The organism is Exiguobacterium sp. s63 (genome assembly GCF_018617335.1).
In the GTDB taxonomy this organism is placed as follows: Bacteria; Bacillota; Bacilli; order Exiguobacteriales; family Exiguobacteriaceae; genus Exiguobacterium.
Map to the genome: position 1 here is coordinate 19,207 of NZ_JACSKB010000002.1, position 22,708 is coordinate 41,914.

Below are 22,708 nucleotides of genomic sequence, written 5' to 3' on the forward strand. Positions count from 1 at the left end.
TCAGACGAATCGAGTCTTTTTGTATGCCTTAACGGATCACTGCTTCTGTTTCTCCGTCGAAGAAGTGTGCTTTTGTCATATCGAGTGCGAGTTCGACATCGTCACCCATGTGGATGTTTGAGCGACCATCGACACGTGCTGTGAACTGTTGTCCACCAAGCTCTGCGTAGAGGTATGACTCTGATCCCATGAGCTCAGCGACGTCGATGTGCGCTTTGAACGTGTGTGTCGTTGGTGAGTCGATGTAGATCGGCTCATCATGGATCGACTCTGGACGAATTCCGAGAACGAGCTCTTTTCCGACATAACCACGATCACGAAGTGTTTTCATTTTTCCTTCTGGTACGTTGACTTCTTCACCGTTCGTGATGAATTTGCCTTCTGCAAGTGTCCCGCGGAAGAAGTTCATCGACGGTGAACCGATGAAGCCAGCGACGAAGATGTTGTCTGGATGGTCATATACTTCTTTCGGCGAACCGACTTGTTGGATGATTCCGTCTTTCAAGATGACGATCCGTGTAGCGAGTGTCATCGCTTCCGTTTGGTCATGGGTAACGTAAATCGTTGTTGTATCCAAGCGGTTGTGCAATTGAATGATCTCTTTACGCATTTGAACGCGGAGTTTCGCATCCAAGTTTGAGAGTGGCTCATCCATCAAGAAGACTTTTGCGTCACGGACGATCGCGCGGCCGATGGCAACACGCTGACGTTGTCCACCTGAGAGCGCTTTTGGTTTCCGCTCAAGGTATTCTTCCAATCCGAGAATGCGAGCAGCGTCTTTTACGCGACGGTCAATCTCGTCTTTCGGGAACTTACGGAGCTTTAACCCGAATGCCATGTTGTCAAAGACACTCATGTGCGGGTAGAGCGCATAGTTTTGGAAGACCATGGCGATATCACGATCTTTAGGCGCGACATCGTTCATTCGTTTCCCGTCAATGATAAAGTCACCGTTCGAAATCTCTTCAAGACCTGCGATCATACGAAGTGTTGTCGATTTACCGCAACCAGACGGTCCGACGAAGACGATGAACTCACGATCTTTAATGTGTAAGTTGAAATCGCTGACGGCTTTTACGCCACCATCGTAAATTTTATCAATATGCTCTAAACGAATTTCTGCCATGTCGTTTGCCTCCTAAAGAATCTGTTTGTATATAATAGCGCTTACAAGAACGATTATATGATGAAACCGCTTGCATTGAATATGGACAAATTGCACAAAAACCGTCAATCGGATTTGTGCAACGTGACCATGAGTTGAAGGAGACTGGCGTCATAGAACGTTCGAGCATCATAACCGGTCGTCTCAAACAGGCGATCGAGTCGATAGTTCAACGTATTACGATGCATGAATAATGCTTTGGCCGTATGAGAGACGTTCAATGAGTGACTAAACAACGCCTCCAACAGTTCGATTGTGGATAAATCGAGCGTCTCCATTAAAGGCGCAGTGATGTGCTTCCGCTCTTTTAAGTCCTGTTCTTGTAGTAAATAATGGTATAATAATTGACTAGCAGGGTAAGTTTTAGTAGACAGACGAGCGTATGGCATGAGCAGCTGGTGTTGATGATAGACGCGAGCGAGAACGCCTTGTGGACGCTCGCTGTATACAGCGTACGCCTCGATAAAGCAATCACTCGCAATGGCGCGTAGTACATCTTCGAATTCTTGAAGGTCGACTAACGAATCGCGCTCGATGAGTTCGATATGTTTTTGCGTCATCAACACGATTTCTGCATGTGGCATAAAATCATGGAGGATGCTGATGAACGAGTCGAACGCATCTGCCTCTGCTTCTTGAAGCGAGAGGGAGATCAGCCGAAACGGTTGATCTAAGCGAAACGTATCATCATGCAGACGTTCTTGCCATTTGCGTTGATGGGGATCGGCTTGAAGAATCGGTGTTGCCCACATGGCTAACAGTTGCTGTTCACGTTCGGTTAACTCGAACGTCGGAATTCCAAAAATGATACCCTCTTGCGTCTCGAACCAATCAAGGTCTCCAGATGCATCTTCCGACCGATGGACAGCAGTCGGAAAAATCGATTTAATACGATCAAACGTATTCAATACTATCACCTCAACAACAATGTATCATATTTCAGATCGGAGGCTTGCAGTTTGGACGGGTTATTAAAGATATTACTCATGATTGTGATTGGAGCTACCATTGGGGGCGTGACCAATTTTCTCGCCATCAAAATGTTGTTCCGACCGCATGAGCCGAAATATATCGGTTCATTCCGGATTCCATTCACACCAGGACTCATTCCGAAACGTCGGGATGAATTGGCATCTAGTTTAGGCAAGACGGTCGTCAAACACTTGTTGACACCGGAAGGCATGCGTAGACGTCTGCTCGACGAACAGGTGACGACACATATCACACACTTCGCGCAACAAGAAGTTCAAACGATGTTACGCTCGGATAAGACGGTTCGCGAGCTAGTGGAACCTCTTTATCCGAATGCGGAGACACGGATTCTCGCGTTGGCAGACGACAAATTGCGTGATGAGTTAGCGAGTGTCCTAAAAGAAGTGAAAGAGCGAAAATTGTATGAGGTTCTCGGCGAAGAGGGGATGGACCGTGTGCGCGCACTCATTCCTGAGATTGTAGAGGCGCTTCTCGTCAAGTCAGAGGAGTACTTCTATTCACCAGAAGGTGAGGCACAACTTCGCCACATGGTCGATTCGTTCGTCCAGCGTCGCCTCGGATTTATCGCAGGGTTCATTCAAAATATGAACTTTGTCGAGATGGTTCGACCAGAAATCGTCAACATCTTACGTGGTCAATCGACCCGTGACGGAATGACGACGATGATCACGCGTGAATTTGAGCGATTCAGTGAGAAGACGGTCGATACGTTAATCGATGATCGACTAGAAGCCCGCCTGATCGATGGCATCGTCGAACAAGTCATTACCCGTCTGCCAATCGGGCAACTGTTGGATCGTCCGGTCGCATCGTACACACACTCCGTTGAATCCCGTGTCGTCGACGAACTCGTCCCACAAGGTGTTACCCTTGTTATTGAGCGCTTCACGAATCAAATGGAGACAATCATGGACCGATTGAAGATTGATAAAATTGTACAAGAACAAGTCCAATCACTCGACACGTCATACCTCGAAGAGATCGTTTTATCCATCTCAAAACGAGAGTTCCGGGCAATAACATGGCTTGGTGCGCTGTTAGGTGGTATGATTGGGTTGATTCAAGGGTTGATTGCTATCTTGTGATGGCTTGACCCTAATAGCATTTAGGAGGACGTTACATGTCACAAACAAACTTGTACGACCAAGCTTACCAATTGGAGAAAGCACTTCGCGATTCTGAAGAGTTCACAACACTCTCTTCTTTATACGATCGTGTCAATGCGGATGCGGAAGCGAACCAGTTGTTCGCTGACTTCCGTAACATCCAAATGACGCTTCAACAAAAGCAAATGCAAGGAGAGGAAATCTCTGAGCAAGAAATGATGGATGCGCAAACGAAAATGATGAACGTTCAACAGAACGAATTGATCATGGAGCTCATGCAAGAAGAGCAACGCATGCACCAACTCGTTACAGAAGTAACGAAAATCATCATGAAACCACTTGAAGAGCTTTACGCGCCGATGGTGAACGAAAACGAAGTTCAATAAGATGTGATGAGCGGATGGCTTTCGAGCCATCCGTTTTTTTGTGAACATCATGACATCACCTCTTACCTAGCATGATTCTTATACAAATGGCAGGAAGTGGAACAAGGAAAGAGAATGAAATATAGATGAAGGTATCGAAAGGATGGATGATGGTGAAAAAGTGGATGATCGTTTTCTTTTGCCTCTTTCTTGTTGCGTGTGGGAAAGAGATGGAGACTGAATCAGAACCTGAGATGACAGCGAACGGGCAGGTGGCCGAAGCGTATCTCGAAGAACAACAGTACCCTATTGTCTCTTACGACGGTGAACATACGAGTGACTTAACCTTAGAGAAATTGACAGAGGATCGTGAACGGACCATTTGGGGACTACAAGCCGCATCACCGGATGAATACATGGGTAAGACCGTATACTATGAAAACTTTACGGTGAAAGATCATCCGATTGGTGAGCAATCTCCAAACGGTCAGACTGCTGTCTCGGTAATGATTGTAGATGGAAAGGTCATCGGGGGGACATCATTCCCCGTGACAGACGGATCAGGTTCAGGGAATGGATATAGTCTGAACGGAGAATCGCTCGAGGACATCCACCCTGATCTTCAAGAATGGCAGGATGCATGGGATAAAAAATATGGGGAATGAAAAAGTAGACCAGGACAATGATTGTCTTGGTCTACTTTTATTAGGATGCCGTTCCTTTTAAATTCCCCGGTAATTTGCAACGTTCGAAATAGATGAGCTGTCCTCGGCGAACGATGCGCGCTCCCTTATGCTCATGCCCTGCGGCGCGAAGCATATCGAGTCCTAATTGTTTGGCTGATTGATCGTCACTCGCTTCAAACATTTCATTCAACACGAGCGTGCCGTCATTCTCAAATCCTGTCACCGTGTATGTTTCCATTCACACGACCCCCTTTTCTATATTCTAATGAATGGTCATTCATTCTTCAAGAGAAGGTTTCGTCAGTTCATCGAATGTCAGTTGTCGTGTCGATTCAGTCCGAGGAATCAGATCGGATACGGTCAGTCCGATCAGGCGGACGGGTTCGGTGACATTCATCTCATCAAACAGGCGTCTGGCAAGTCGACGTATCTCGTCATGGTCATGTGTCGGATGATTTAGTTTGATTTGATGACTCCGAGCCTGAAATTCGCTCGTCTTTAATTTGATGGTGACCGTTTGACAGCTCAATTCGCGGCGATCGAGTTGACGCAAGACGTCCTCCATCTCCGGAATGACCCGTTCAAATACTTCTTCAGGGTCATCAATGTCAAACGCGAAGGTCGTTTCTGAACCAATCGACTTACGTTCCCGTGTAGCGACGACAGGACGCGTGTCTCGTCCATGTGCCAGTTCATATAGTTGTTGCCCACGATCGTGTCCAAAGATGGCTTTCAACTGTTCGGGACGAGCTGATTGTAAATCATGGATTGTATGATATCCACTCTTATGAAGCGTTTGTGCAGTCACTTTTCCGACGCCATGCATGGCTTCGATGGAGAGGGGGGCGAGAAAATCAGCCACACCATGCGCCGGGACGACGGTGAGCCCATTTGGTTTCTCAAATCCAGAAGCAATTTTAGCGACAAATTTTGACGGCGCGACCCCCGCAGATGCGGTGAGACCGGTACGACGTTTGATTTCCCCTAATATATAGCGGGCAATATACGGTCCTGATGTGCTCAATAACGTGTTCTCCGTCACATCTAGATACGCCTCATCGAGCGAGAGTGGTTCGACAAGCGGTGTGACCGATTTGAAGATCTCCATCACTTGTGCGCTGACTTGTCGATAAGCTTGAAAGCGCGGCTTCACAAACGTCGCATGAGGACACAAGGCGAAAGCACGACGTGATGACATCGCGCTGTGCACGCCGTACTTCCTCGCTTCATATGAACATGTGGCGACCACACCTCGGCTGTGCGGTGGCCCACCGACGATGACAGGCTTTCCTCGTAAATGAGGGCGGTCTCGTTGCTCGACAGAGGCATAAAATGCGTCCATGTCCACATGAATGATGAGTCGTTCCATAACATCACCTTTCTATACAGTTCACTTTCTTTTATTATAACGAACTTTTGTTCGTTTTTTTAGATTTTTGTTTGGCTTTATCTTTTGCTGACATGGTTTGATTCGGAAACTGTAATAGCGAACCGATCCAATTTTTTCGTTTCAACCACACTTGGATGATGAGCGTGAAGAGAAGAATCATGAGCCAGGCGAATCCATATCCAAGCGGCCATTCCAGTTCAGGCATGTTTTTAAAGTTCATCCCCCAAATCGCACCAAAGGCGACGACAGGGGTCGTCAAGGCTGTAAATACGGTGAGCGCCTTCATGATCTCATTCCCACGAAAGTTTGAGAGGGTGGAAGCGAGGTCTGTCATAGCAATGACGTCCCCTTGGTAGTGCGTGATGAGCGCCAATAATCGATTTACCCGATAGTCCGCGAGTTGATAGGATTTTAACGTCTGTAAATCGATCGTTAAAAAAGCCTCCCGTCCTGCCATAAGAAGTTCTTTATAAGGTGTTACGGTATCTGACCAGCGCTCGATTTCACTTCGAAGACCAAAGATCTCATTCATGAAGGTCGCAGGGACCTGACCTGCCATTTCTCTTTGTGCAACGAGTAGTCGTTCTTCAAACTCATCGATGCCATGGAAATAGTTGTTCATCCGTTCGGCAAGTAACTCATAAAATGCTTCGAGCGGAGAGTTGCATGCTTTAGCGAGTACCGATTCATGATGTAAATCATCAAACCCAATCGTCCATAAAAAATCGGGTCCGATAAAATAATGGCCAACTTTTTGAGGCTCCCGTTCTAACTGTTCATAGTCGAGCGTGAGTGAACCATACATATATCCGTTCTCGACGACAATCTTCGTCACATTCGAGGTCGTCAATTGTTCAAGCCAATACGTATAGGCTTGGGCATATTGCTGATCAACATGCACATAGTCTTCCGGTCGTGTATACCAATCCCATTCCATCATCCATTCCTCCAATTCACTATATTGATAGTATTCCCAAATTGTCAGGAATGTTGGCATCTGTCGCAAACTTTCGATAAGATGAAGGTACTGAATAAGAGAGAGGTGCTTTCATTGACGACAAAAATCGGTCAGCTCAAAGTGGGCGACACGCTAGACCAGTATGTCATGATTAAACAATCGTATAAGGGACTTGCCGGGAACGGGAAACCTTATTTAACATTAATCCTTTGCGACGAGAGTGGCGAAATCGAAACGAAATTGTGGGACAGTTCAGATACCGAAAAGTATGCAACGAAAAAAATCGTTCATGCGGCGGGAGAAGTGATGGACTATCGTGGACGCACGCAGTTGAAACTAAAACAAATTTCAATCATCGAGCAGGAAGTGGATATCGCACCGTACGTCCGCTCGGCACCGATTCCAAAGTCAGAGCTCGAAACGACGATTCGTGAATTCATCACGTCACTTCAACACGATGAGATTCGCCGTCTGGTCGAGGAAGTCGTGAATCGTCATGAAGAGGCGTACTTTACGTACCCAGCTGCCGTTCGTCATCATCATGCGGTCTACTCGGGACTTGCATTCCATGTGATGTCGATGTTGAAGCTCGCGGATACGATGTGTGAACTGTATCCATCCTTGAATCGTGATCTTTTGATTGCAGGTGTGATTTTGCATGATTTGGCGAAGGTCATCGAGTTGTCTGATGCGATTACACCAGAGTATACGCTTGAAGGGAAATTGCTCGGTCATTTGTCACTCATGGCATCGGAGATTGAAGTCGTGTCACGAGAACTTGGAACGGACCGTGAAGTGACGACCTTGTTGCAACATCTCGTCTTGAGTCATCATGGGAAACCGGAATGGGGCTCTGCGAATACGCCTCAGCTTCCTGAAGCGGAGATGTTGTTCTTTATCGATAACATCGATGCGCGTATGAACATGTTTGAGAAAGCATATGAAGGGGTCGAACCCGGGACATTCACAGAACGTGTCATGGCACTCGATAACCGTGCCTTCTATCGTCCAAAGTTATAAGCGATTAAAGTAAAAAGGGGTACTCCATTGCTGGAGTGCCCCTTTGTGATTATTGTTCAGTTGATTCTTCTGCAGGTTCTTCTGAAGACTCGTCTGCGTTTTTGATCGCTTCTTTGACAGCGTCAAATTGTTGTTCTGCTTTTGCATCTTTCACGTCTACGTTGTATTTTTCAATCAACTCAGCGTAAATTTTGTTCGCATCGACAGAAGCTGATTTTTCAGCCGCCAACTCTTCACGGATACGATCTTTCTCGTCCTCGAGTTTCAAGTCTTTCTCTTTACGGTCTGTCACTTTGATGACGTGGTAACCGAATTGTGATTGGACTGGCTCAGAGATCTTACCGACGACATCCTCTTGGAATGCATAATCTTCGAATTCAGGTACCATTGCGCCAGCAGAGAAGAAACCGAGCTCTCCACCTTTTTCACCTGAACCGGTATCCGTTGATTTTTCTTTCGCGAGTTTAGCGAAGTCCGCACCGTCATTCAACTGTTTGATGATATCTTGTGCTTCTTCTTCTGTTTCGACGAGGATGTGGCTAGCTTCCACTTCCACGTTCTCTTTTGCGAACTGTGCCTCGATGTCTTCATCTGTCACGTCGACAAGTTCAGATTTGGCAGCATCAACGAGCATTTGTCCACGAAGTGCTTCTTTGAACTCTTCTGTACCGCTCATACCTGCTTGTTGAATCGCTTGTTCAAACTCTTCTTTTGAGTTGAATTGTTCTTCTGTCTTACTGAACTCTTCGTCTACTTTTTCTTGGTCGACTTGGTCACCGTATTCTTTTTCAAGAAGTGCATTCATTGTCTCTTGGAATGCAAGTTGTGGCACCATGCGGTCATAACTCTTATCTGCGATTTCACCGCGAGTGATTTCGCCGCCTTTGTACGTGACGACTGCTGAACTATCTGATTCGCCACCTGCGTTCGTTGCGGCGTACGTACCGCCAGCACCAATAACGAGTGCGAGTGCAGATGCTCCGACGAGAGCGCCGGTTGAGAATTTCTTATCTTGCTTTTTTGGTTCGTTTGTCATTCCGTTTGACATGTATTCCACCCCTAATAATTCTTTAAAGTTTCTAAGTCCGACTATATCACATTTTCCTAATCATGACAGCTGTTCTCTTGTCTGTACAGTATCATAGCACACAATCCTGTCGTATAATGATGTAATAGAATGTGAAATGATGGGGTGAGGGAAGTGTCGCTAGAGGAGAAGGTCGAGCATTTAGCATTTCAGATGACAATCTTACTCGATATTATCGATTGGACGGATCGTCCATTTGAATATGAAGTGATTCGAGCAAACTTGACAAAACAGGATGTCGAGTCGTTTTATCAATTGCTTGAAGAGATTCGGGAACAACAAAACGAGCAATTACGCTATGGATATACGTCCATAGAGCCACTGCTCGTCCATTTCGCAGGTATGTTAGATGTGAGACTAGACGTCAAAACGATTCTTGAGGCATGTGTCCGTCAAGGAATCGAATTAGACGTTACAGAACCACTTTATCGGCAGGTCAGGCTTCTTGACTGAGTTCATCCTCATCAGGGCGTCTGCCTGCCTCTTCTGTAATCATTTTAGATGTTTCTGCGAAGATGTCCATGAAGTTGTCCCCATATAGTCGACGGACAATCGCTGTCATGTCTGTTAAGTCAGGGAACTTGCCATAGAGTTCTTGTAGTGGAAGGGAAGCACGGAACACGCCGTTTCCTTCCGGGTCAAACGCATGAATCGTCTCAAGCAACAACGATTCTCCTTCAGGTGTCAATTGGACATACGTATTTCGTTTGTCCGTCTCTTTTTTAGAAAACGTAAGTAATCCACGATCCTCTAACTTCTTCGAGAAGTTGAAAGCGGTCGAGACGTGCATGACGCCATATTTTGCGATTTCAGAAATCGAAGCACCGCCTAAAGCGTGGGCAATCCATAAAATATGATGTTCGTTGATGTTTAAATCAAATGGTTTAATCCAGTTTTGCCAGTCTTTTTCGACGGTTTTCCACAAAGCCTTACTCAATTGAATGATTTTGTGGCTATAGAGCATGGCCTCAGGGCCAGTGAATTCTTTTTCGTGTTCCATCTCGATCCATCCTTTCCGGATAAAAAGTCAAATGTAATCGACGGACAATGACCTCAAACACTCATTGTGTTTGATTGACGGTTTGGTCAGTCATAGTAGACTGTACGTTCGAGAGCTCTTTAAGGTTCCCTTGAATACGCTCGACTGAAGGCTGAATGTCTTGTTGATAGCGTTCGACTTCGGCTTTCACTTGGTCAGTCAATTCTTTTCCTTGTAGTTTACCTGCAGCAGCAACCTGCGATGCATGCTTCGCCACATTGCCAAATTGTTCTTTTAGCGTAGTGATTGTGGATGCCCGATGCTGTTGAGCAGCGGCGTCATTTGCTGTTCCTCGTGCCAATTTCTTAAACGTTGCAACTCCTAGAAATGCTAAAACAAAGCCGAAAGCAATCCAATCCCGACGTTGGCGACTCGACAATTCATTCCCCTCCTCAAGCTCGGATAATCAGAAATACATTCTTTTCATATTATTTTACCAAAAAAGAGTGATTAAAAACCTATATTGCAAATAAAATTTTTCAGAACATTCAATTTTGACCGAAAAATCATTTTATTTTAAAATATAGGTAAAGGAAGGTGATCCTCAGTGGAGAAAGCGAAGCGTTGGGTAGATGATATGCTTGACCTATATCTCGCTGCGAAACGACTGGGAGATGACACTTGGGCCGAATCTATTATGAATACACTAGAGGCGGGGTACGAAGCGTCGGAGCAAACGAAACAGGCACGTGAAGAATCGATGCGAGAAAAGCGTATGCTTGAAATAGATGCCCGTCTAACTGAATTAAGAAAAGAATTTGAACAAGCGACATCTGTCAAGACGCGTCAACAGTTATATGAAGTGGCAATCAAGCTTCAGGTCGAGCGAGCACAGTTGGAAGAGGAGCGGAAACGACACCGTGACTCCATCAATCAATCATAAAAGAGACCCGTCATCGACGGGTCTCTGTCTGTCTTACACGTGTGCATGAATATTTGATGCGAGTGTTGTGAGTTCTTCAGACGTGAACGCATCGTTTTGTGTGATCCATTTTGCGCCGAACCCATCTTCGTGTCCGAAACGCGGGATTAAATGAATGTGGAAGTGATAGACCGTTTGCCCAGCAACTTCTTCGGCATTAGATAAAACGTTCATTCCGATTGCACCCGTCTCGCGTTGAATCGCTTTGGCAATGGTCGGAACGCGTTTAAAGACGTCCGCTGCGACATCTTCAGGTAGTTCGTAAACGTTTTTCGCATGATGTTTTGGGATAACGAGCGTGTGCCCTTTCGTCACTTGAGAGAGGTCGAGAAAAGCGACGACCGCTTCATCTTCATATACCCGATAGGATGGAATTTCTTGTTGCGCGATTTTACAAAAGATACAGTTTGAATCAGTATGCATCTGTATGCCTCCATTCTAAATGTCGTTTCCGTTCCATCATAACATGGAAGTTCGGGCGCAAGAACGATAGGAAGAGAGATTGATTCCTTCTATAATAGAAGACAGAAAGGAGGTGGGGATATGTCGTATACAAGAAGTCGTAAAAAAGACGGGCGCCGAAAGATTGTAACCATGTCATCTGTAATAGCTATTTTAGTAGGATCCATTGTTTTCTATATATATGCGTATAAGCCGGCGGCGGAACAAGACAAGATTCATGTCGCATTCAAAGAGGCCTTATTAGAAGAAGACCGTACTTTCTTTGAGGAGAAAGTCGAATACCTTGGAGAGCCCTTATCGCGAGCGGAGGCCTTGCGATTCATGGGGTGGTTGAATGATGAGAAATCCATTCGAGGAGAAGCGATCGCAGAAGTTGCGAAGGACCGTGCGAACCGAGCGTCAGGTTTGGAAACAGAAGGACTCTTTCGTTTGATCGATACGGGAGAAGGAAAGTATGGATTTTCTGACTATCGCATCGAACTGCTCCCTCAACGGATTGACGTGACTTCGGACTTGGCATTGACGAATATTTGGATTGATGGGCAACAAGAGGGGCGAATCGATGAGGCCAATGGAACGCTATCATTTGAAAAGATGCCAGGTCGATATGATGTCAAAGCGGTAGCGGTCACCAATGGAGAGACGGTCACTGAGACGGAAACGATTCAATTGATTTCCTCGAAATCGATTGAATATGCCCTCATGCCCGAATCGAGCGAGACCATTGCTGGACAATTCGACTTGAAGCGGGCTGAATTGATTGAAATTGAAGTGGAGGCGCAAACGGGTCACTCACTCGAAACAGTTGATGCTTTAATCGGACAGTCCGGTCAGCAGGTGCAAGAAACGCTTGGTGAACCAATTGAAAAGCGCGAAGGGAAATGGGACTACGAACGATTGACCGTCACGTTTAAAGGTAAGAAAGTCGAATCGATTCAAGTCGACCTCGACAAACGTCCGGATGATTTGATTGCTCTTCTCGGTGAACCGAAAGCGAAATCGGAACATCGGCTCGGAACAGAGTGGGATTACGGTCAATCCTTTTTCGAATCGTTCTTTACATTCTTTGGACTTGAGACCGAGAAACAGTTTATCGAAAAAAATGACGCGATGTATTTACTGATTCAATGAAAAAAGAGGGACATTCCATAATGGAAGCCCCTCCTATACATAACATGATTATGCCTTACGCATTGATTTCATAACGAACGATACGATCAAGATCAGGATAATCGCACCGATAAGAGCTGGAATAATCGCGATGTCCGCAACGATCGGTCCGAAGTCACCAAAGATCATTCCACCTAACCATGCACCGATGATACCCGCGATGATGTTACCAATGATTCCACCTGGTACGTCCTTACCTAAAATCAATCCTGCTAACCAACCGATGATACCCCCGATAATCAAATAAAGAATAAACCCCATAAATCATTCTCCTTCCTCTGTTTTCCCATTGTTCTTTACAACGATTTTGTGGAACAATGGAAGTATTGATGTTTTATTTTAAAATGCCTTACAGTTCAGATTATTCCCATGTGACAACATTTAAAACATATACCACGAAAAAAAGTTGAAAATGAAAGGTGTGGTTTTCATGCTGCACGTCGATCGATTGAACGGCGGATACCTCGGTAAACAAGTTTTGCATGACGTTTCGTTTGAAGTGAAAAAAGGAGAGCTCGTCGGTTTGATAGGGCTAAACGGGGCTGGAAAATCGACGACAATCAAACACATTTTGGGGCTACTGTCACCCCTATCCGGAAAAATCGAAATTGATGGAGAGACTCTAGATTCTTCAGAAAAAAAGTATCGTAAGAAAGTGAGTTACATACCAGAGACGCCGATCTTATATGAGACGTTAACCTTACAAGAACATATTGAATTGATGGGGAAGGCATATGATGTAAACCCGGACGATTTGGCTGCTCGTACGAAGCGTTTGGCGAAAGAAATGCGAATGGAAAAGCAACTTGCCTGGTTCCCTTCCGTTTTTTCAAAAGGAATGCGTCAAAAAGCGATGATTTTGTGTGCGCTTGTGACGAAAACGCCCCTTTTAATTGTCGATGAGCCATTTGTCGGACTCGACCCGTTAGCGATTCGTCAATTGCTTCAGTTGTTTGATGAGTATAAACAAGACTGTGCGATTCTAATGTCTACGCACATTCTCGAAACAGCGGAGCGACACTGTGATCGCTTCGTGTTCCTCCATCAAGGTGAAGTCATCGCCAGCGGAACAGCCGCAGAGTTGCGTGAAACGTATCGATTATCTGCAGAGGCGACACTGGATGACATTTACGTAGAAGCGATCGCTTCGGAGGAGCGATTGTCATGAATCGATTTACAGCAAGGCTCGGAAACTGGATGGAAGAGGTCGTCAAGTACAGTCGCTACGTTGCGAACGGAGGACTATTGTTCACGCTCTACTTCACCTTGATTTACGGGGCGTTCGTCTATAACAACTTTTTGGAACGAATCGATGGGACATTCCCGGGTGTATGGATTGCCGCGGTGGTCCTCTTAATCATGCCTCTCGGTCATCGGCCACGAACGTTTATTCAAGAGGCGGACCAAGTGTTTTTACTTCCGGAGTTAGGGGACATACGACCGTATATGATTGGAGTCCGTTTGTTTAATCTCGTCTTTGCGGCACTGCGTGGATTGCTCGTCCTCCTTGTCTTGTTACCGCTTCTCGTACGAACAGAGAGTTCTTCGAGTATCGAAGTGTTATCTTTTGTCGTGACGATGGTGCTGTTATCAGCTGCAGGGCGATTGGCGAAAGTAGAAGGAGTGCGCGAATGGACAATCCTGCCGTTTGCGCTCGGAAGTGGATTCTTATTATTGATGGATTGGACGCAGTGGGCATGGATCCCAGCGTTTGCTCCTTTTATTCTCTTACATCTAAAGCGAAATGAGCGGATTCCGCTTCTACATTGGTTGACACTCGAAGAGAAAAGTCGGGCTCAGTTTGAACGAGTGATCAGTTGGTTCGTCGATTTGCCGACCTTAAAAGAAGAGGTTCGAGAACGCCGTCTCATCACACGACTTTTGGATAAGCGGGTCCTCCAACACGTGGACGCTTCGCGTTATGTGTATGGTCTTCGCATTATCCGTTCGAATGATTCGCTTGATTTGATTCTTCGTTTGACTGTGGTGGCGCTCATTGTGATGTGGATGTCGGGAGGTTGGTATGTCGGGTTCGTCACACCGCTTTTCGTAGGATTGACGGCGTTACAGCTCGTTCCGTTGTTTAAACGGTTAGAGGCGGTTTCCATCGTTTCCTGGCTACCGATTACGCGTGATGAGCGGATTGAAGGGTACTCGTGGTGGGCGCTACGACTACTTGTCATCCAGTCTATCGTTCTGGTGATTGCATCTGTCGCTTTCGGCGCCACGTGGGATGCAGCGGTTGGATTGGTCTTGTCAATCGTAGTCATTCGTTACTATTTAAGACGATTGAAGTAAAAATATCTTTCATTGATGTTCGTAAAACAATGGACGGACGAGGGGATTCAAACAAAACCTCGTTCGTTTTTCATTTTGTTTTGAATCAGAAAGGAATCTTGAAACGGAAAGAAAAAGAGGCTGATCACCGTCGTTCAGTGACCAACCTCTTATCTGTTAAAAAGTTTGAAGTTATTTTTTCGGTGACATGACCGATACGCTCGAACCGAGAATCTTCGGAAGGCGTCCTGGTTTCTCTGTCGTTTCTTCAACTTCACCGTATGCCGATACACCGTGTTCTGCGATATCGAGACCGACATCTTCTTGTTCTTCAGTGACGCGGAGTCCGATTGTCACGTCGAGGAGTTTCAAGAAGGCGTAACTTCCACCACCCGCGATGACCATTGCGATCAACACACCGAGTGTCTGAACGCCGAGCTGTGTCAATCCGCCGCCGTAGAAGAGTCCGGCAGAACCGATTCCTGTGATTTCAACGAGTCGAGGAGAAGCGAAGAAGCCAAGTGCGAGTGTACCGATGATTCCGGCCACCCCGTGTACCGAGAAGGCGCAAAGTGGATCATCCACATATTTCGCCATCAAGATGCTCGTTCCGTATGTTGCGACCGAGGCGATTGCACCGATGACGACGGCTGCCCATGGCTCCACGAATGCACATGCCGCTGTGATGGCGACGAGTGCCCCGAGAACACCGTTGACGATTGTCGGGATGTCCGCTGTTTTCCGATGGAGCATGACGATACCAAGGGCGCCAAGTGCACCTGCTGCTGTTGCAAGCATAGTAGTCAACGCCACGTAACCAAAGAATCCGTCAGCGACCGACATCGTCGAACCAGCATTGAAGCCGAACCAACAAAGCCAAAGCACGAGTCCACCTACGACTGTCAACACGTGGTTATGACCAGCGAGTGATTCCGTCTTACGACGTGGTTTTAGGATAATTGTCGCCATGAGAGCCGCCATCCCACCTTGAAGGTGAACGACTGCCGAACCTGCGAAGTCTTGCATCCCCATCGAACCAAGCATTCCGCCAGCCCACACTGAGCGTGCGACGATCGGGTAGAGGATGGCAACGAAGAAGATACCGAAGAGAACGTAGGCAGATAGCTTAGCCCGTTCCGCAAATCCACCCCACGCGATGGCGAGAGATACTGCAACGAATGATAACTGGAATAAGAATTTGATGTCGATTGAAACATTTGCCCACTCGAGGCTTGAGAACGATCCGTTTAAGAAGAACCCTTCTGTCCCGAACCAAGTTGTCCCGTCACCGAATGAGAGGCCGAATCCGACTGCCCAAAAAGCGAGTGCTGCCACAGAGAGGCTGATAATTTGTTTGACTGCGACGTGACCGGCGTTTTTCGCCCGGAGCGTCCCTGTCTCGAGTAATCCGAAACCTAATTGCATCGTCAATACGAGCAATGCAGCGATGAGTACATACAGCGTGTCCATATAAAAAAGAATATCTTCCATGTTCATGCCCTCCTTTTTCTTAGGTGCTTTTTAAAAGTTGACTTCAGTGTAAAACGAAAATTTCATGCTGGATTGCAATTTGTCAGATTATCTGACATAGTTTTTTTATTAAGGAGGGCGAGGACGAATGGACTATAAATCGAAGAAAGTAATCGGGATGGGCGTCGTGACTGAGTTGACGGGACTTTCTGAGCGTCAGGTCCGCTATTATGAAGAAAAAGGTCTCGTCTTTCCTGAACGCACGAAAGGCGGGTCACGTAAATATTCTTTCCATGATGTGGAGCGTTTAGTAGAAGTGGCGACCAAGTTAGAGGACGGTTGGCGAATCCAAGATATTAAAGAGCGCGAACGACGATTGTCGGCGAAGCAGCGTGATGATTTGATTCGCGGTCAGTTGAATTCTGCCTTCCGAACATTTCCGACAAAAAAATGACACAAAGAAAACACAATGAAAATGCTTCACATTAGCATAATTCTAATTAATTTCTGTATAATGTTTTTGAGTTCACAAACACGAGAATAAAGAGTGTAGGAGAAATTTAGAGGGGAATGACGCGACGTATGAACGATACTATTTTAAAAGCGTTTAAAGGAGAGGCGACAGATTATGTACCTGTCTGGTATATGCGCCAAGCCGGACGCTACCAACCGGAATATCGAGAGATTAAAAAGACGAGGTCACTATTCGAGATCACGCATGATCCTGAACTTTGTGCATATGTCACGGAACTTCCGGTGAAACAACTCGGAGTCGACGCGGCCATTCTTTATAAGGATATTATGACGCCACTTCCGTCAATGGGAGTCGATGTCGAGATTAAGAGCGGAATCGGGCCGGTGATTGACAATCCCTATCGTACAATGGAAGATGTGGAACGTTTAAAACCGTTAAACCCAGAGGATATCTCATACGTCTTCGACACAATTCGTTTGTTGCGAGAACGATTAGAAGTACCGCTGATCGGCTTTTCAGGCGCACCGTTCACATTGGCAAGCTATATGATTGAAGGTGGTCCTTCACGGAACTACCATCGCACGAAAGCACTCATGTATGCAGAACCGGACGTGTGGAATGCGTTGATGGAAAAACTCGGTGACATGGTCATCACCTATGCGAAGGCACAAGCGGATGCTGGCATCCAAGCGTTCCAACTGTTTGATTCATGGGTCGGGACACTCAGCCGTAAAGATTATGCGCGTTATATCAAACCAACCACGGAACGAATCTTCAAAGAATTGCGTTCGCTCGACATTCCACTCATCATGCATGGTGTCGGTGCGAGTCACCAAGTCGAAGAATGGCACGATCTTCCGCTTGACGTGGTCGGGCTTGACTGGCGCCTATCGGTACAGGAAGCGCGCGATCGTGGAATCACGAAAGCGGTTCAAGGAAACTTAGACCCTTCATTCTTATTAGCTCCTTGGCCGGTCATCGAAGAGAAGGTAAAAGAAATTTTGGATGAAGGAATGAAGCAACCAGGATACGTCTTCAACTTGGGACATGGGGTGTTCCCAGAAGTCGATCCAGCCGTTCTCGTCAAATTGACGGCATTCATTCACGACTACTCACGCGAAAAAATGGGAGGCAACTGATCATGAAAACAGTCGGACTACTTGTCATGGCGTACGGCACACCGTACAAGCCGGAAGATATCGAACGTTACTATACGCACATTCGTTACGGACGCAAGCCATCACCGGAAGCGCTCCTTGATTTGACAGAACGCTATGAAGCGATTGGTGGTGTATCTCCACTCGCAAAAATCACGATCGATCAAGCGGAGACGCTTCGTGACATCTTGAATGAGCGTCATGCTGGTGAAATCGAGTTTAAACTGTATATCGGATTGAAACATATCGAGCCATTCGTTGAAGATGCGGTCGCGCAAATGGCGAACGACGGCATTAAAGAGGCGGTATCCGTTGTCTTGGCACCACATTACTCATCGTATAGCGTCAAATCATATAACGGTCGTGCCCACGAAGAAGCGGCGAAGTATGGCATCGAAATTCGTTCGGTCGACTCATGGTATGACGAACCGAAATTCATTAACTGGTGGGCGGAAGCAATCAAGGAAACGTTTGCGAACTTGCCTGTACCTGCTGAAAAAGCATGTCTGATTGTGTCGGCACATAGCCTTCCTGAAAAAATCTTGGCTGGGGGCGACCCGTATCCAGATCAATTGAAAGAAACAGCGGATAAAATTGCCCAAGCGACAGGCGTACCGAATGTTGAGGTCGGTTGGCAGTCAGAGGGGAACACGCCAGATCCTTGGATTGGGCCGGATGTTCAAGATTTGACGGCTGAACTTTATGAAAAGCATGGCTACGAGGCGTTTGTTTATACACCTGTTGGTTTTGTTGCAGATCATCTCGAAGTATTGTTCGACAACGATGTCGAATGTAAAGTCGTATGTGATCGCCTAGGCGTTCATTACGCACGTCCAGCAATGCCAAATGCAGAGCGAAGCTTCATCGAAGCCATCGCGGATCGAATGGAAAGCGTGATTGTACATCATGCGTAAATTCACGATTGTCGGTGGTGGGATCACAGGTCTCACCGCCGCTTTTTATGCAGAGCGTTATTTGCCGGAAGACGTGACCATCACGTTGCTCGAGGCGACCGATCGCCTCGGTGGAAAGATTGATACGTATGAAACGGGCGAATTTGCGGTTGAACGTGGACCGGATTCGTACGTTTTTCGAAAGACTGCGATGACGGAATTAATTGAAGATGTCGGTTTAGGTGATGAACTCGTTCGCAATGGTGTCGGTCAGGCTTACGTCCTTCATCATGACGGACTTCATCCGATTCCAAAACAGACAGTGATGGGGATCCCGCTCGACGTCAATGCGTTTCGTGAGACGACATTACTTTCTGAAGAAGAGCACGAAGCGTTGAAACACATGTTGCTGACGCCACCTGATGTAGAAGTGCCAGACTCGGATGTCTCACTTGGTCTTTATCTTCGTGAGCGTGTCGGAGACCCGATCGTCGACCGCTTGATTGAACCGTTGCTCTCTGGCATCTATGCCGGAGACATCGATCAAATGAGTGCGATGTCGACATTCCCACAGTTCATCGAGGGAGAAAAGAAATACGGGAACTTATATGAAGGGATGCGTCATCTACGTCCCGAACAACGAGTCGCGGAAGTCGGGGCGAAAAAAGTAGGTCAGTTCGCTTCATTGAAACGAGGACTCAAATCACTGACGGACCGTCTGGCCGAACGATTGGAACGGACGGAAATCGTATTGAACTGTTCCGTCGAGCAAGTGTCCGAGCGCGAGGACGGATACCGTCTCTTCACGAATCGTGGAGACATTGATACGGACCATCTTGTATTGACGGTCCCACCACGTCTCATTCGTCAGTTCCTCCCGAAAGTCGACAGTGACTTTTTGGCAGATATGAAACCACATGCGACGGCGACCTGTTCGCTAGTCTTCAAAAAAGAAGATATTGAACTTCCATTTGTCGGTACGGGATTCGTGACGAGTCAGGAAGCGAACGTGACGATTACGGCATGTACGTTCATCGACCAAAAATGGCCACATGCCGTACCAGAAGGATATCACGTCCTCCGTGTCTTTTTAGGCCGCCCTGGAGCGGATGACATCGTGGAGGCATCGGATGAAGAAATTATTGAGACGGCGCTGCATGACCTTCGTGGTCTCATGCATATCCACCGTGAACCCGTTCAAACGGTCGTTAGTCGTCTACGCGACGGCTTACCGCCTTATGCGGTCTTTCATGCCGATCGTGTCAAAGCACTCCGTGCCGAGATGAGTCGAATTTATCCTGGGGTCATTCTCGCCGGGATTGCCTATGATGGAATCGGGATGCCGGATTGCGTGAAGAGTGTACATGAACAAGTGAAGGCATTAAGTGAAAAAATTGAGATTTGATGAAGGGAGGGTTCGGATTGTTCCGAAGCCCTTTCTTTTTGTTATAGTTAGAAGCGAAAGAGAAAAAGGAGTGATGGAAGATGGCAACGTATAAACTTTTTGTATCAGACATGGACGGTACGATTTTGCACAACCACACCAAGATTGCGAATGAGACGGCAGAAATCGTTCGTGAAGCAGAAGCAGCAGGGATTCGCTTTGCGATTGCGACGGGGCGCAACTATGTCAATGCGAAACAAATTTTAGATGAGGTCGGACTCTCTTGCCCAATCGTATCGTCGAATGGGGGGCGCGTGCTCGACACTTCAGGAGAAGTCCTTCACGAAATCGATTTGACGATCGAAGAGGCGCAACAAGTCATCGACGTGCTTCATCAAGATGATAAGTATGCGGACGTCTTTTACGAAATGTATACGGAGGCGGGACTTGTCGCGAGCCGTGGTGATTTGATTGAAGCATCCATGAAAAATTTGAAAGCGAATGGTGACGATCGTTCGCTCGAAATGTATGAATTCTTCAAGAATCGCTATTACGTCAATGAGGACGTCAAAATTGTCGACGACATTGAAACCTTTATCCGGGAAGAGGCGGGGCGTGTCTATAAGTTCATCGCGTTCTCAAGTCATGTCGAGAAGATGAACGGGCTTTGGAAAGAAATCGAAGACCAAGTCGAAGGCGTGTACGTCACGTCTTCAGGGAATGACAACATCGAAGTGATGGCACACGGTGCAGATAAAGGGAACGGTGTGACAAAACTCGCTGAACACTATGGCATCGATTTATCCGAAGTTGTCGTCATCGGCGATAACTTGAACGACGTACCGATGTTCAAAGTGGCCGGCAAAGGGATTGCGATGGGGAACAGCCATGAGGACTTGATTGCCATCAGCGACCATGTCACAGAGCGCCATGATGAGTACGGTGTGGCGAACGCATTGAAGCGCGTGATGACAGGTGAGTGGAAGTAAAAGATTTGTCGAGCGCTCGTCTCGTTTCGTATAATACGAGTAACGAACATTCGACTAGGAGGAAATAAACTTTGAAATTTATTTTTAATCCGGATATCCGCGACCCGAAGATCAACTTGGCGGTTGAAGAGTATATCCTTAAACATTTAAACGTAGACCATGAAGATTACTTCCTGTTCTATATTAACGGTCCGTCCATCATCATTGGGAAGAACCAAAACACATCAGAAGAAGTCAACTTGAAGTACATCGAAGAGAATGGCATCGATGTCGTTCGACGTCTCTCTGGTGGGGGTGCGGTCTATCATGATGAAGGAAACTTGAATTTTAGCTTCATCACGAAAGATGATGGCAACTCCTTCAACAACTATAAGAAATTCACGCAACCGATTGTGGATGCGCTTCGTAACCTCGGTGTCGAGGCAGAAATGACAGGTCGTAACGACATCCAGGTCGGAGAACGTAAAATCAGTGGGAACGCTCAATTCACGACGCGTGGACGCATGTTCAGCCACGGGACGCTCATGTTCAATTCGAACATTGAAGAGGTCGTGAACTCGCTTAACGTATCGGAAGAGAAAATGCGTTCAAAAGGAATCAAGTCAGTGCGTAGCCGTGTGGCAAACATCACTGAATTTTTAGAGCGTGAGATGGAGATGGAACATTTCGTCGAGGCGTTGCTTCATTCGATTTATGACGGAGAACAGCCGGAGCGTTATGTGCTCCGTGACGAGGACTGGGAAATTGTCCATGATATCTCAAAAGAACGCTATGCGAACTGGGATTGGAACTTTGGAAAATCTCCGAAGTTTGACGTCGAGTCGAAACGTCGTTTCCCAATCGGGACAATCGACGTTCGCTTGAACGTCAACAAAGGGACGATCACAGAAGCGAAGATTTACGGTGATTTCTTCGGAGTTGGTGATATCCAAGATGTCGAGCAAGCGCTCGTAGGGACGCGTTTTGAACGTGCAGCCATCCGTGAGCAATTGATGCAACTCGATTTGAAACATTACTTCGGAAATGTCGAGCTCGAGGAATTAGTCGATTTAATCAGTTAAGATAGTGAGGACGATCTCTGCGGAGGTCGTCTTTTTTGGCAGTTTCGTGAACGTTGAACGAACGGATTGCACCTCAATGGGAGAAGGCGTATCATAATTTGTGCAAGCGCTTTCGTAGAGGCTGATGAAAAATAGGAGGAATCACTATGTATCGAAGGCTCAGTGATTGGATGGATCCGAGTCGGATGTGGGTGACGGAACAATCGACGTTTGAACGGGCTGTTAAGGCGATTGGACTAGAGTTAGAACGGAAAAAGATTGTCGATTCTTCATTTACGCGAGTCGTTCTCGATCAAGAAACAATCATGCCGTCGGGCGTAAGTGATGTGGCCGAGCCGATTGCGGTCATTGATGTTCCCATCTCCATAGCGAAGCAAGATGGCATTTCCCTTCTTCATTTGTTGAACCCATGTGAAGTAAGAACGATTACGGGAGAATCGATTTATGCGAAAGTCATGTTATTGATTACGGCTACGACAGAAATGAAAAAACAAACGTATCATAAATTGATTGATGATTTGCTTATGGATGATGAAGCGCTTCAGGCACTTGTGCAGATACAAAGTCGTGCCGGACTATTCCATTTGCAGATGAACTTTTTGGAAGCGTTTTCTTATTGAAACATTTCATGTACAATAG

The 22,708-nt window shown here is 46.6% G+C and carries 27 protein-coding genes; 16 read left to right on the top strand and 11 right to left on the bottom strand.

The window, feature by feature from the left end; genetic code table 11:
* Positions 1-28 precede the first annotated feature (28 nt).
* Positions 29-1,126, bottom strand: a complete 1,098-nt coding sequence (locus tag KNO90_RS06910; protein ID WP_214739315.1) for an ABC transporter ATP-binding protein — start codon at positions 1,124-1,126, stop codon at positions 29-31.
* A gap of 104 nt (positions 1,127-1,230) precedes the next feature.
* Positions 1,231-2,082, bottom strand: coding sequence for a PucR family transcriptional regulator (locus tag KNO90_RS06915; protein WP_353048484.1), 852 nt, complete (start codon positions 2,080-2,082; stop codon positions 1,231-1,233).
* Positions 2,083-2,124: 42 nt separating this feature from the next.
* Between KNO90_RS06915 and KNO90_RS06920 the strand changes: the two genes are divergently transcribed.
* The 3 genes from KNO90_RS06920 to KNO90_RS06930 all read left to right on the top strand — a co-directional run bounded on the left by KNO90_RS06920 (position 2,125) and on the right by KNO90_RS06930 (position 4,294).
* Positions 2,125-3,243 (top strand): DUF445 domain-containing protein, encoded by a 1,119-nt coding sequence (locus tag KNO90_RS06920; protein ID WP_251125886.1) that lies wholly within the window; start codon positions 2,125-2,127, stop codon positions 3,241-3,243.
* A 35-nt stretch (positions 3,244-3,278) separates the two neighbouring features.
* Positions 3,279-3,650 carry a YlbF family regulator gene (locus KNO90_RS06925; RefSeq protein WP_015880924.1) on the top strand — a complete coding sequence of 124 codons (372 nt, stop codon included), beginning with the start codon at positions 3,279-3,281 and terminating at the stop codon, positions 3,648-3,650.
* A gap of 125 nt (positions 3,651-3,775) precedes the next feature.
* Positions 3,776-4,294 (top strand): hypothetical protein, encoded by a 519-nt coding sequence (locus KNO90_RS06930; protein ID WP_214739319.1) that lies wholly within the window; start codon positions 3,776-3,778, stop codon positions 4,292-4,294.
* A 40-nt stretch (positions 4,295-4,334) separates the two neighbouring features.
* Here KNO90_RS06930 and KNO90_RS06935 read toward each other — a convergent pair whose 3' ends face one another.
* The 3 genes from KNO90_RS06935 to KNO90_RS06945 are packed head-to-tail and all read right to left on the bottom strand — an operon-like array spanning position 4,335 to position 6,642.
* Positions 4,335-4,553 (bottom strand): YhzD family protein, encoded by a 219-nt coding sequence (locus KNO90_RS06935; protein ID WP_214739320.1) that lies wholly within the window; start codon positions 4,551-4,553, stop codon positions 4,335-4,337.
* A gap of 39 nt (positions 4,554-4,592) precedes the next feature.
* Positions 4,593-5,684, bottom strand: coding sequence for a DNA polymerase IV (dinB, locus tag KNO90_RS06940; RefSeq protein ID WP_214739322.1), 1,092 nt, complete (start codon positions 5,682-5,684; stop codon positions 4,593-4,595).
* A 34-nt stretch (positions 5,685-5,718) separates the two neighbouring features.
* Positions 5,719-6,642: a CorA family divalent cation transporter gene (locus KNO90_RS06945; RefSeq protein WP_214739324.1), complete on the bottom strand. Its 924-nt coding sequence runs from the start codon at positions 6,640-6,642 to the stop codon at positions 5,719-5,721.
* An 81-nt stretch (positions 6,643-6,723) separates the two neighbouring features.
* Between KNO90_RS06945 and KNO90_RS06950 the strand changes: the two genes are divergently transcribed.
* A complete protein-coding gene (locus tag KNO90_RS06950; RefSeq protein ID WP_215113305.1) occupies positions 6,724-7,683 on the top strand; it encodes an HD domain-containing protein in 960 nt (319 codons plus the stop codon).
* A gap of 49 nt (positions 7,684-7,732) precedes the next feature.
* Here the strand turns inward: KNO90_RS06950 and KNO90_RS06955 are convergent, their stop codons facing one another.
* Positions 7,733-8,731 (bottom strand): peptidylprolyl isomerase, encoded by a 999-nt coding sequence (locus KNO90_RS06955; RefSeq protein WP_214739328.1) that lies wholly within the window; start codon positions 8,729-8,731, stop codon positions 7,733-7,735.
* A gap of 153 nt (positions 8,732-8,884) precedes the next feature.
* Here KNO90_RS06955 and KNO90_RS06960 point away from each other — a divergent pair, with 153 nt between their 5' ends.
* Positions 8,885-9,223: a DUF1878 family protein gene (locus KNO90_RS06960; RefSeq protein ID WP_353048485.1), complete on the top strand. Its 339-nt coding sequence runs from the start codon at positions 8,885-8,887 to the stop codon at positions 9,221-9,223.
* Here the strand turns inward: KNO90_RS06960 and KNO90_RS06965 are convergent.
* Together KNO90_RS06965 and KNO90_RS06970 are read right to left on the bottom strand one after the other, a co-directional pair.
* Positions 9,207-9,770, bottom strand: a complete 564-nt coding sequence (locus tag KNO90_RS06965; protein ID WP_015880933.1) for an HTH-type transcriptional regulator Hpr — start codon at positions 9,768-9,770, stop codon at positions 9,207-9,209. The genes KNO90_RS06960 and KNO90_RS06965 overlap by 17 nt on opposite strands.
* A gap of 61 nt (positions 9,771-9,831) precedes the next feature.
* On the bottom strand, positions 9,832-10,188 hold the full coding sequence (locus tag KNO90_RS06970) for a hypothetical protein (RefSeq protein WP_214739331.1): 357 nt from the start codon (positions 10,186-10,188) through the stop codon (positions 9,832-9,834).
* A 168-nt stretch (positions 10,189-10,356) separates the two neighbouring features.
* On the opposite strand from KNO90_RS06970, the gene KNO90_RS06975 reads away from it, so the two are divergent.
* On the top strand, positions 10,357-10,692 hold the full coding sequence (locus tag KNO90_RS06975; protein ID WP_214739333.1) for a hypothetical protein: 336 nt from the start codon (positions 10,357-10,359) through the stop codon (positions 10,690-10,692).
* A 33-nt stretch (positions 10,693-10,725) separates the two neighbouring features.
* On the opposite strand, the gene KNO90_RS06980 is transcribed toward KNO90_RS06975, so the two are convergent.
* Positions 10,726-11,154, bottom strand: coding sequence for an HIT family protein (locus tag KNO90_RS06980; RefSeq protein ID WP_214739335.1), 429 nt, complete (start codon positions 11,152-11,154; stop codon positions 10,726-10,728).
* A gap of 120 nt (positions 11,155-11,274) precedes the next feature.
* Between KNO90_RS06980 and KNO90_RS06985 the strand changes: the two genes are divergently transcribed.
* A complete protein-coding gene (locus tag KNO90_RS06985) occupies positions 11,275-12,324 on the top strand; it encodes a hypothetical protein (protein ID WP_214739337.1) in 1,050 nt (349 codons plus the stop codon).
* 48 nt (positions 12,325-12,372) lie between these two features.
* Here the strand turns inward: KNO90_RS06985 and KNO90_RS06990 are convergent, their stop codons facing one another.
* Positions 12,373-12,624 (bottom strand): GlsB/YeaQ/YmgE family stress response membrane protein, encoded by a 252-nt coding sequence (locus KNO90_RS06990; protein WP_214739339.1) that lies wholly within the window; start codon positions 12,622-12,624, stop codon positions 12,373-12,375.
* A 169-nt stretch (positions 12,625-12,793) separates the two neighbouring features.
* Here KNO90_RS06990 and KNO90_RS06995 point away from each other — a divergent pair, with 169 nt between their 5' ends.
* Both KNO90_RS06995 and KNO90_RS07000 read left to right on the top strand, forming a co-directional pair.
* Positions 12,794-13,531 (top strand): ABC transporter ATP-binding protein, encoded by a 738-nt coding sequence (locus KNO90_RS06995; RefSeq protein ID WP_251127393.1) that lies wholly within the window; start codon positions 12,794-12,796, stop codon positions 13,529-13,531.
* Positions 13,528-14,661, top strand: a complete 1,134-nt coding sequence (locus tag KNO90_RS07000) for an ABC transporter permease (protein WP_215113306.1) — start codon at positions 13,528-13,530, stop codon at positions 14,659-14,661. Before KNO90_RS06995 ends, KNO90_RS07000 begins: the two co-directional genes overlap by 4 nt.
* Before the next feature lie 171 nt (positions 14,662-14,832).
* Here the strand turns inward: KNO90_RS07000 and KNO90_RS07005 are convergent, their stop codons facing one another.
* Positions 14,833-16,137 (bottom strand): ammonium transporter, encoded by a 1,305-nt coding sequence (locus KNO90_RS07005; RefSeq protein WP_251127394.1) that lies wholly within the window; start codon positions 16,135-16,137, stop codon positions 14,833-14,835.
* Between the two features lie 121 nt (positions 16,138-16,258).
* On the opposite strand from KNO90_RS07005, the gene KNO90_RS07010 reads away from it, so the two are divergent.
* The 7 genes from KNO90_RS07010 to KNO90_RS07040 all read left to right on the top strand — a co-directional run bounded on the left by KNO90_RS07010 (position 16,259) and on the right by KNO90_RS07040 (position 22,689).
* Positions 16,259-16,564, top strand: a complete 306-nt coding sequence (locus tag KNO90_RS07010; protein ID WP_074032630.1) for a MerR family transcriptional regulator — start codon at positions 16,259-16,261, stop codon at positions 16,562-16,564.
* Positions 16,565-16,680: 116 nt separating this feature from the next.
* A complete protein-coding gene (gene hemE, locus KNO90_RS07015; RefSeq protein WP_214739345.1) occupies positions 16,681-17,724 on the top strand; it encodes a uroporphyrinogen decarboxylase in 1,044 nt (347 codons plus the stop codon).
* A gap of 2 nt (positions 17,725-17,726) precedes the next feature.
* On the top strand, positions 17,727-18,656 hold the full coding sequence (hemH, locus tag KNO90_RS07020) for a ferrochelatase (protein WP_214739347.1): 930 nt from the start codon (positions 17,727-17,729) through the stop codon (positions 18,654-18,656).
* Positions 18,649-20,040: a protoporphyrinogen oxidase gene (gene hemG, locus KNO90_RS07025; protein WP_215113307.1), complete on the top strand. Its 1,392-nt coding sequence runs from the start codon at positions 18,649-18,651 to the stop codon at positions 20,038-20,040. The genes hemH and hemG overlap by 8 nt, the downstream gene beginning before the upstream one ends.
* Positions 20,041-20,120: 80 nt before the next feature.
* Positions 20,121-21,008: a Cof-type HAD-IIB family hydrolase gene (locus KNO90_RS07030; protein ID WP_214739351.1), complete on the top strand. Its 888-nt coding sequence runs from the start codon at positions 20,121-20,123 to the stop codon at positions 21,006-21,008.
* 71 nt (positions 21,009-21,079) lie between these two features.
* Positions 21,080-22,069 carry a lipoate--protein ligase gene (lplA, locus tag KNO90_RS07035; RefSeq protein ID WP_214739353.1) on the top strand — a complete coding sequence of 330 codons (990 nt, stop codon included), beginning with the start codon at positions 21,080-21,082 and terminating at the stop codon, positions 22,067-22,069.
* A gap of 146 nt (positions 22,070-22,215) precedes the next feature.
* The gene (locus tag KNO90_RS07040) at positions 22,216-22,689 is read left to right on the top strand and encodes a PTS sugar transporter subunit IIA (RefSeq protein WP_215113308.1); all 474 of its coding nucleotides are present in this window, start codon (positions 22,216-22,218) and stop codon (positions 22,687-22,689) included.
* The last annotated feature ends 19 nt before the right edge of the window (positions 22,690-22,708 follow it).

Coding starts and splice junctions, on each gene's coding strand:
- KNO90_RS06985 (WP_214739337.1), top strand. CDS start 11,275: ATGTCGTATACAAGAAGTCGTAAAAAAGACGGGCGCCGAAAGATTGTA.
- KNO90_RS07000 (WP_215113306.1), top strand. CDS start 13,528: ATGAATCGATTTACAGCAAGGCTCGGAAACTGGATGGAAGAGGTCGTC.
- dinB (WP_214739322.1), bottom strand. CDS start 5,684: ATGGAACGACTCATCATTCATGTGGACATGGACGCATTTTATGCCTCT.
- KNO90_RS06980 (WP_214739335.1), bottom strand. CDS start 11,154: ATGCATACTGATTCAAACTGTATCTTTTGTAAAATCGCGCAACAAGAA.
- KNO90_RS06955 (WP_214739328.1), bottom strand. CDS start 8,731: ATGTCAAACGGAATGACAAACGAACCAAAAAAGCAAGATAAGAAATTC.
- KNO90_RS06935 (WP_214739320.1), bottom strand. CDS start 4,553: ATGGAAACATACACGGTGACAGGATTTGAGAATGACGGCACGCTCGTG.
- hemG (WP_215113307.1), top strand. CDS start 18,649: ATGCGTAAATTCACGATTGTCGGTGGTGGGATCACAGGTCTCACCGCC.
- KNO90_RS06950 (WP_215113305.1), top strand. CDS start 6,724: ATGAAGGTACTGAATAAGAGAGAGGTGCTTTCATTGACGACAAAAATC.
- KNO90_RS06965 (WP_015880933.1), bottom strand. CDS start 9,770: ATGGAACACGAAAAAGAATTCACTGGCCCTGAGGCCATGCTCTATAGC.
- KNO90_RS07030 (WP_214739351.1), top strand. CDS start 20,121: ATGGCAACGTATAAACTTTTTGTATCAGACATGGACGGTACGATTTTG.
- hemH (WP_214739347.1), top strand. CDS start 17,727: ATGAAAACAGTCGGACTACTTGTCATGGCGTACGGCACACCGTACAAG.
- KNO90_RS07040 (WP_215113308.1), top strand. CDS start 22,216: ATGTATCGAAGGCTCAGTGATTGGATGGATCCGAGTCGGATGTGGGTG.
- KNO90_RS06925 (WP_015880924.1), top strand. CDS start 3,279: ATGTCACAAACAAACTTGTACGACCAAGCTTACCAATTGGAGAAAGCA.
- KNO90_RS06945 (WP_214739324.1), bottom strand. CDS start 6,642: ATGGAATGGGATTGGTATACACGACCGGAAGACTATGTGCATGTTGAT.
- KNO90_RS06910 (WP_214739315.1), bottom strand. CDS start 1,126: ATGGCAGAAATTCGTTTAGAGCATATTGATAAAATTTACGATGGTGGC.
- KNO90_RS07010 (WP_074032630.1), top strand. CDS start 16,259: ATGGACTATAAATCGAAGAAAGTAATCGGGATGGGCGTCGTGACTGAG.
- KNO90_RS06930 (WP_214739319.1), top strand. CDS start 3,776: ATGAAGGTATCGAAAGGATGGATGATGGTGAAAAAGTGGATGATCGTT.
- hemE (WP_214739345.1), top strand. CDS start 16,681: ATGACGCGACGTATGAACGATACTATTTTAAAAGCGTTTAAAGGAGAG.
- KNO90_RS06990 (WP_214739339.1), bottom strand. CDS start 12,624: ATGGGGTTTATTCTTTATTTGATTATCGGGGGTATCATCGGTTGGTTA.
- KNO90_RS06995 (WP_251127393.1), top strand. CDS start 12,794: ATGCTGCACGTCGATCGATTGAACGGCGGATACCTCGGTAAACAAGTT.
- KNO90_RS07005 (WP_251127394.1), bottom strand. CDS start 16,137: ATGAACATGGAAGATATTCTTTTTTATATGGACACGCTGTATGTACTC.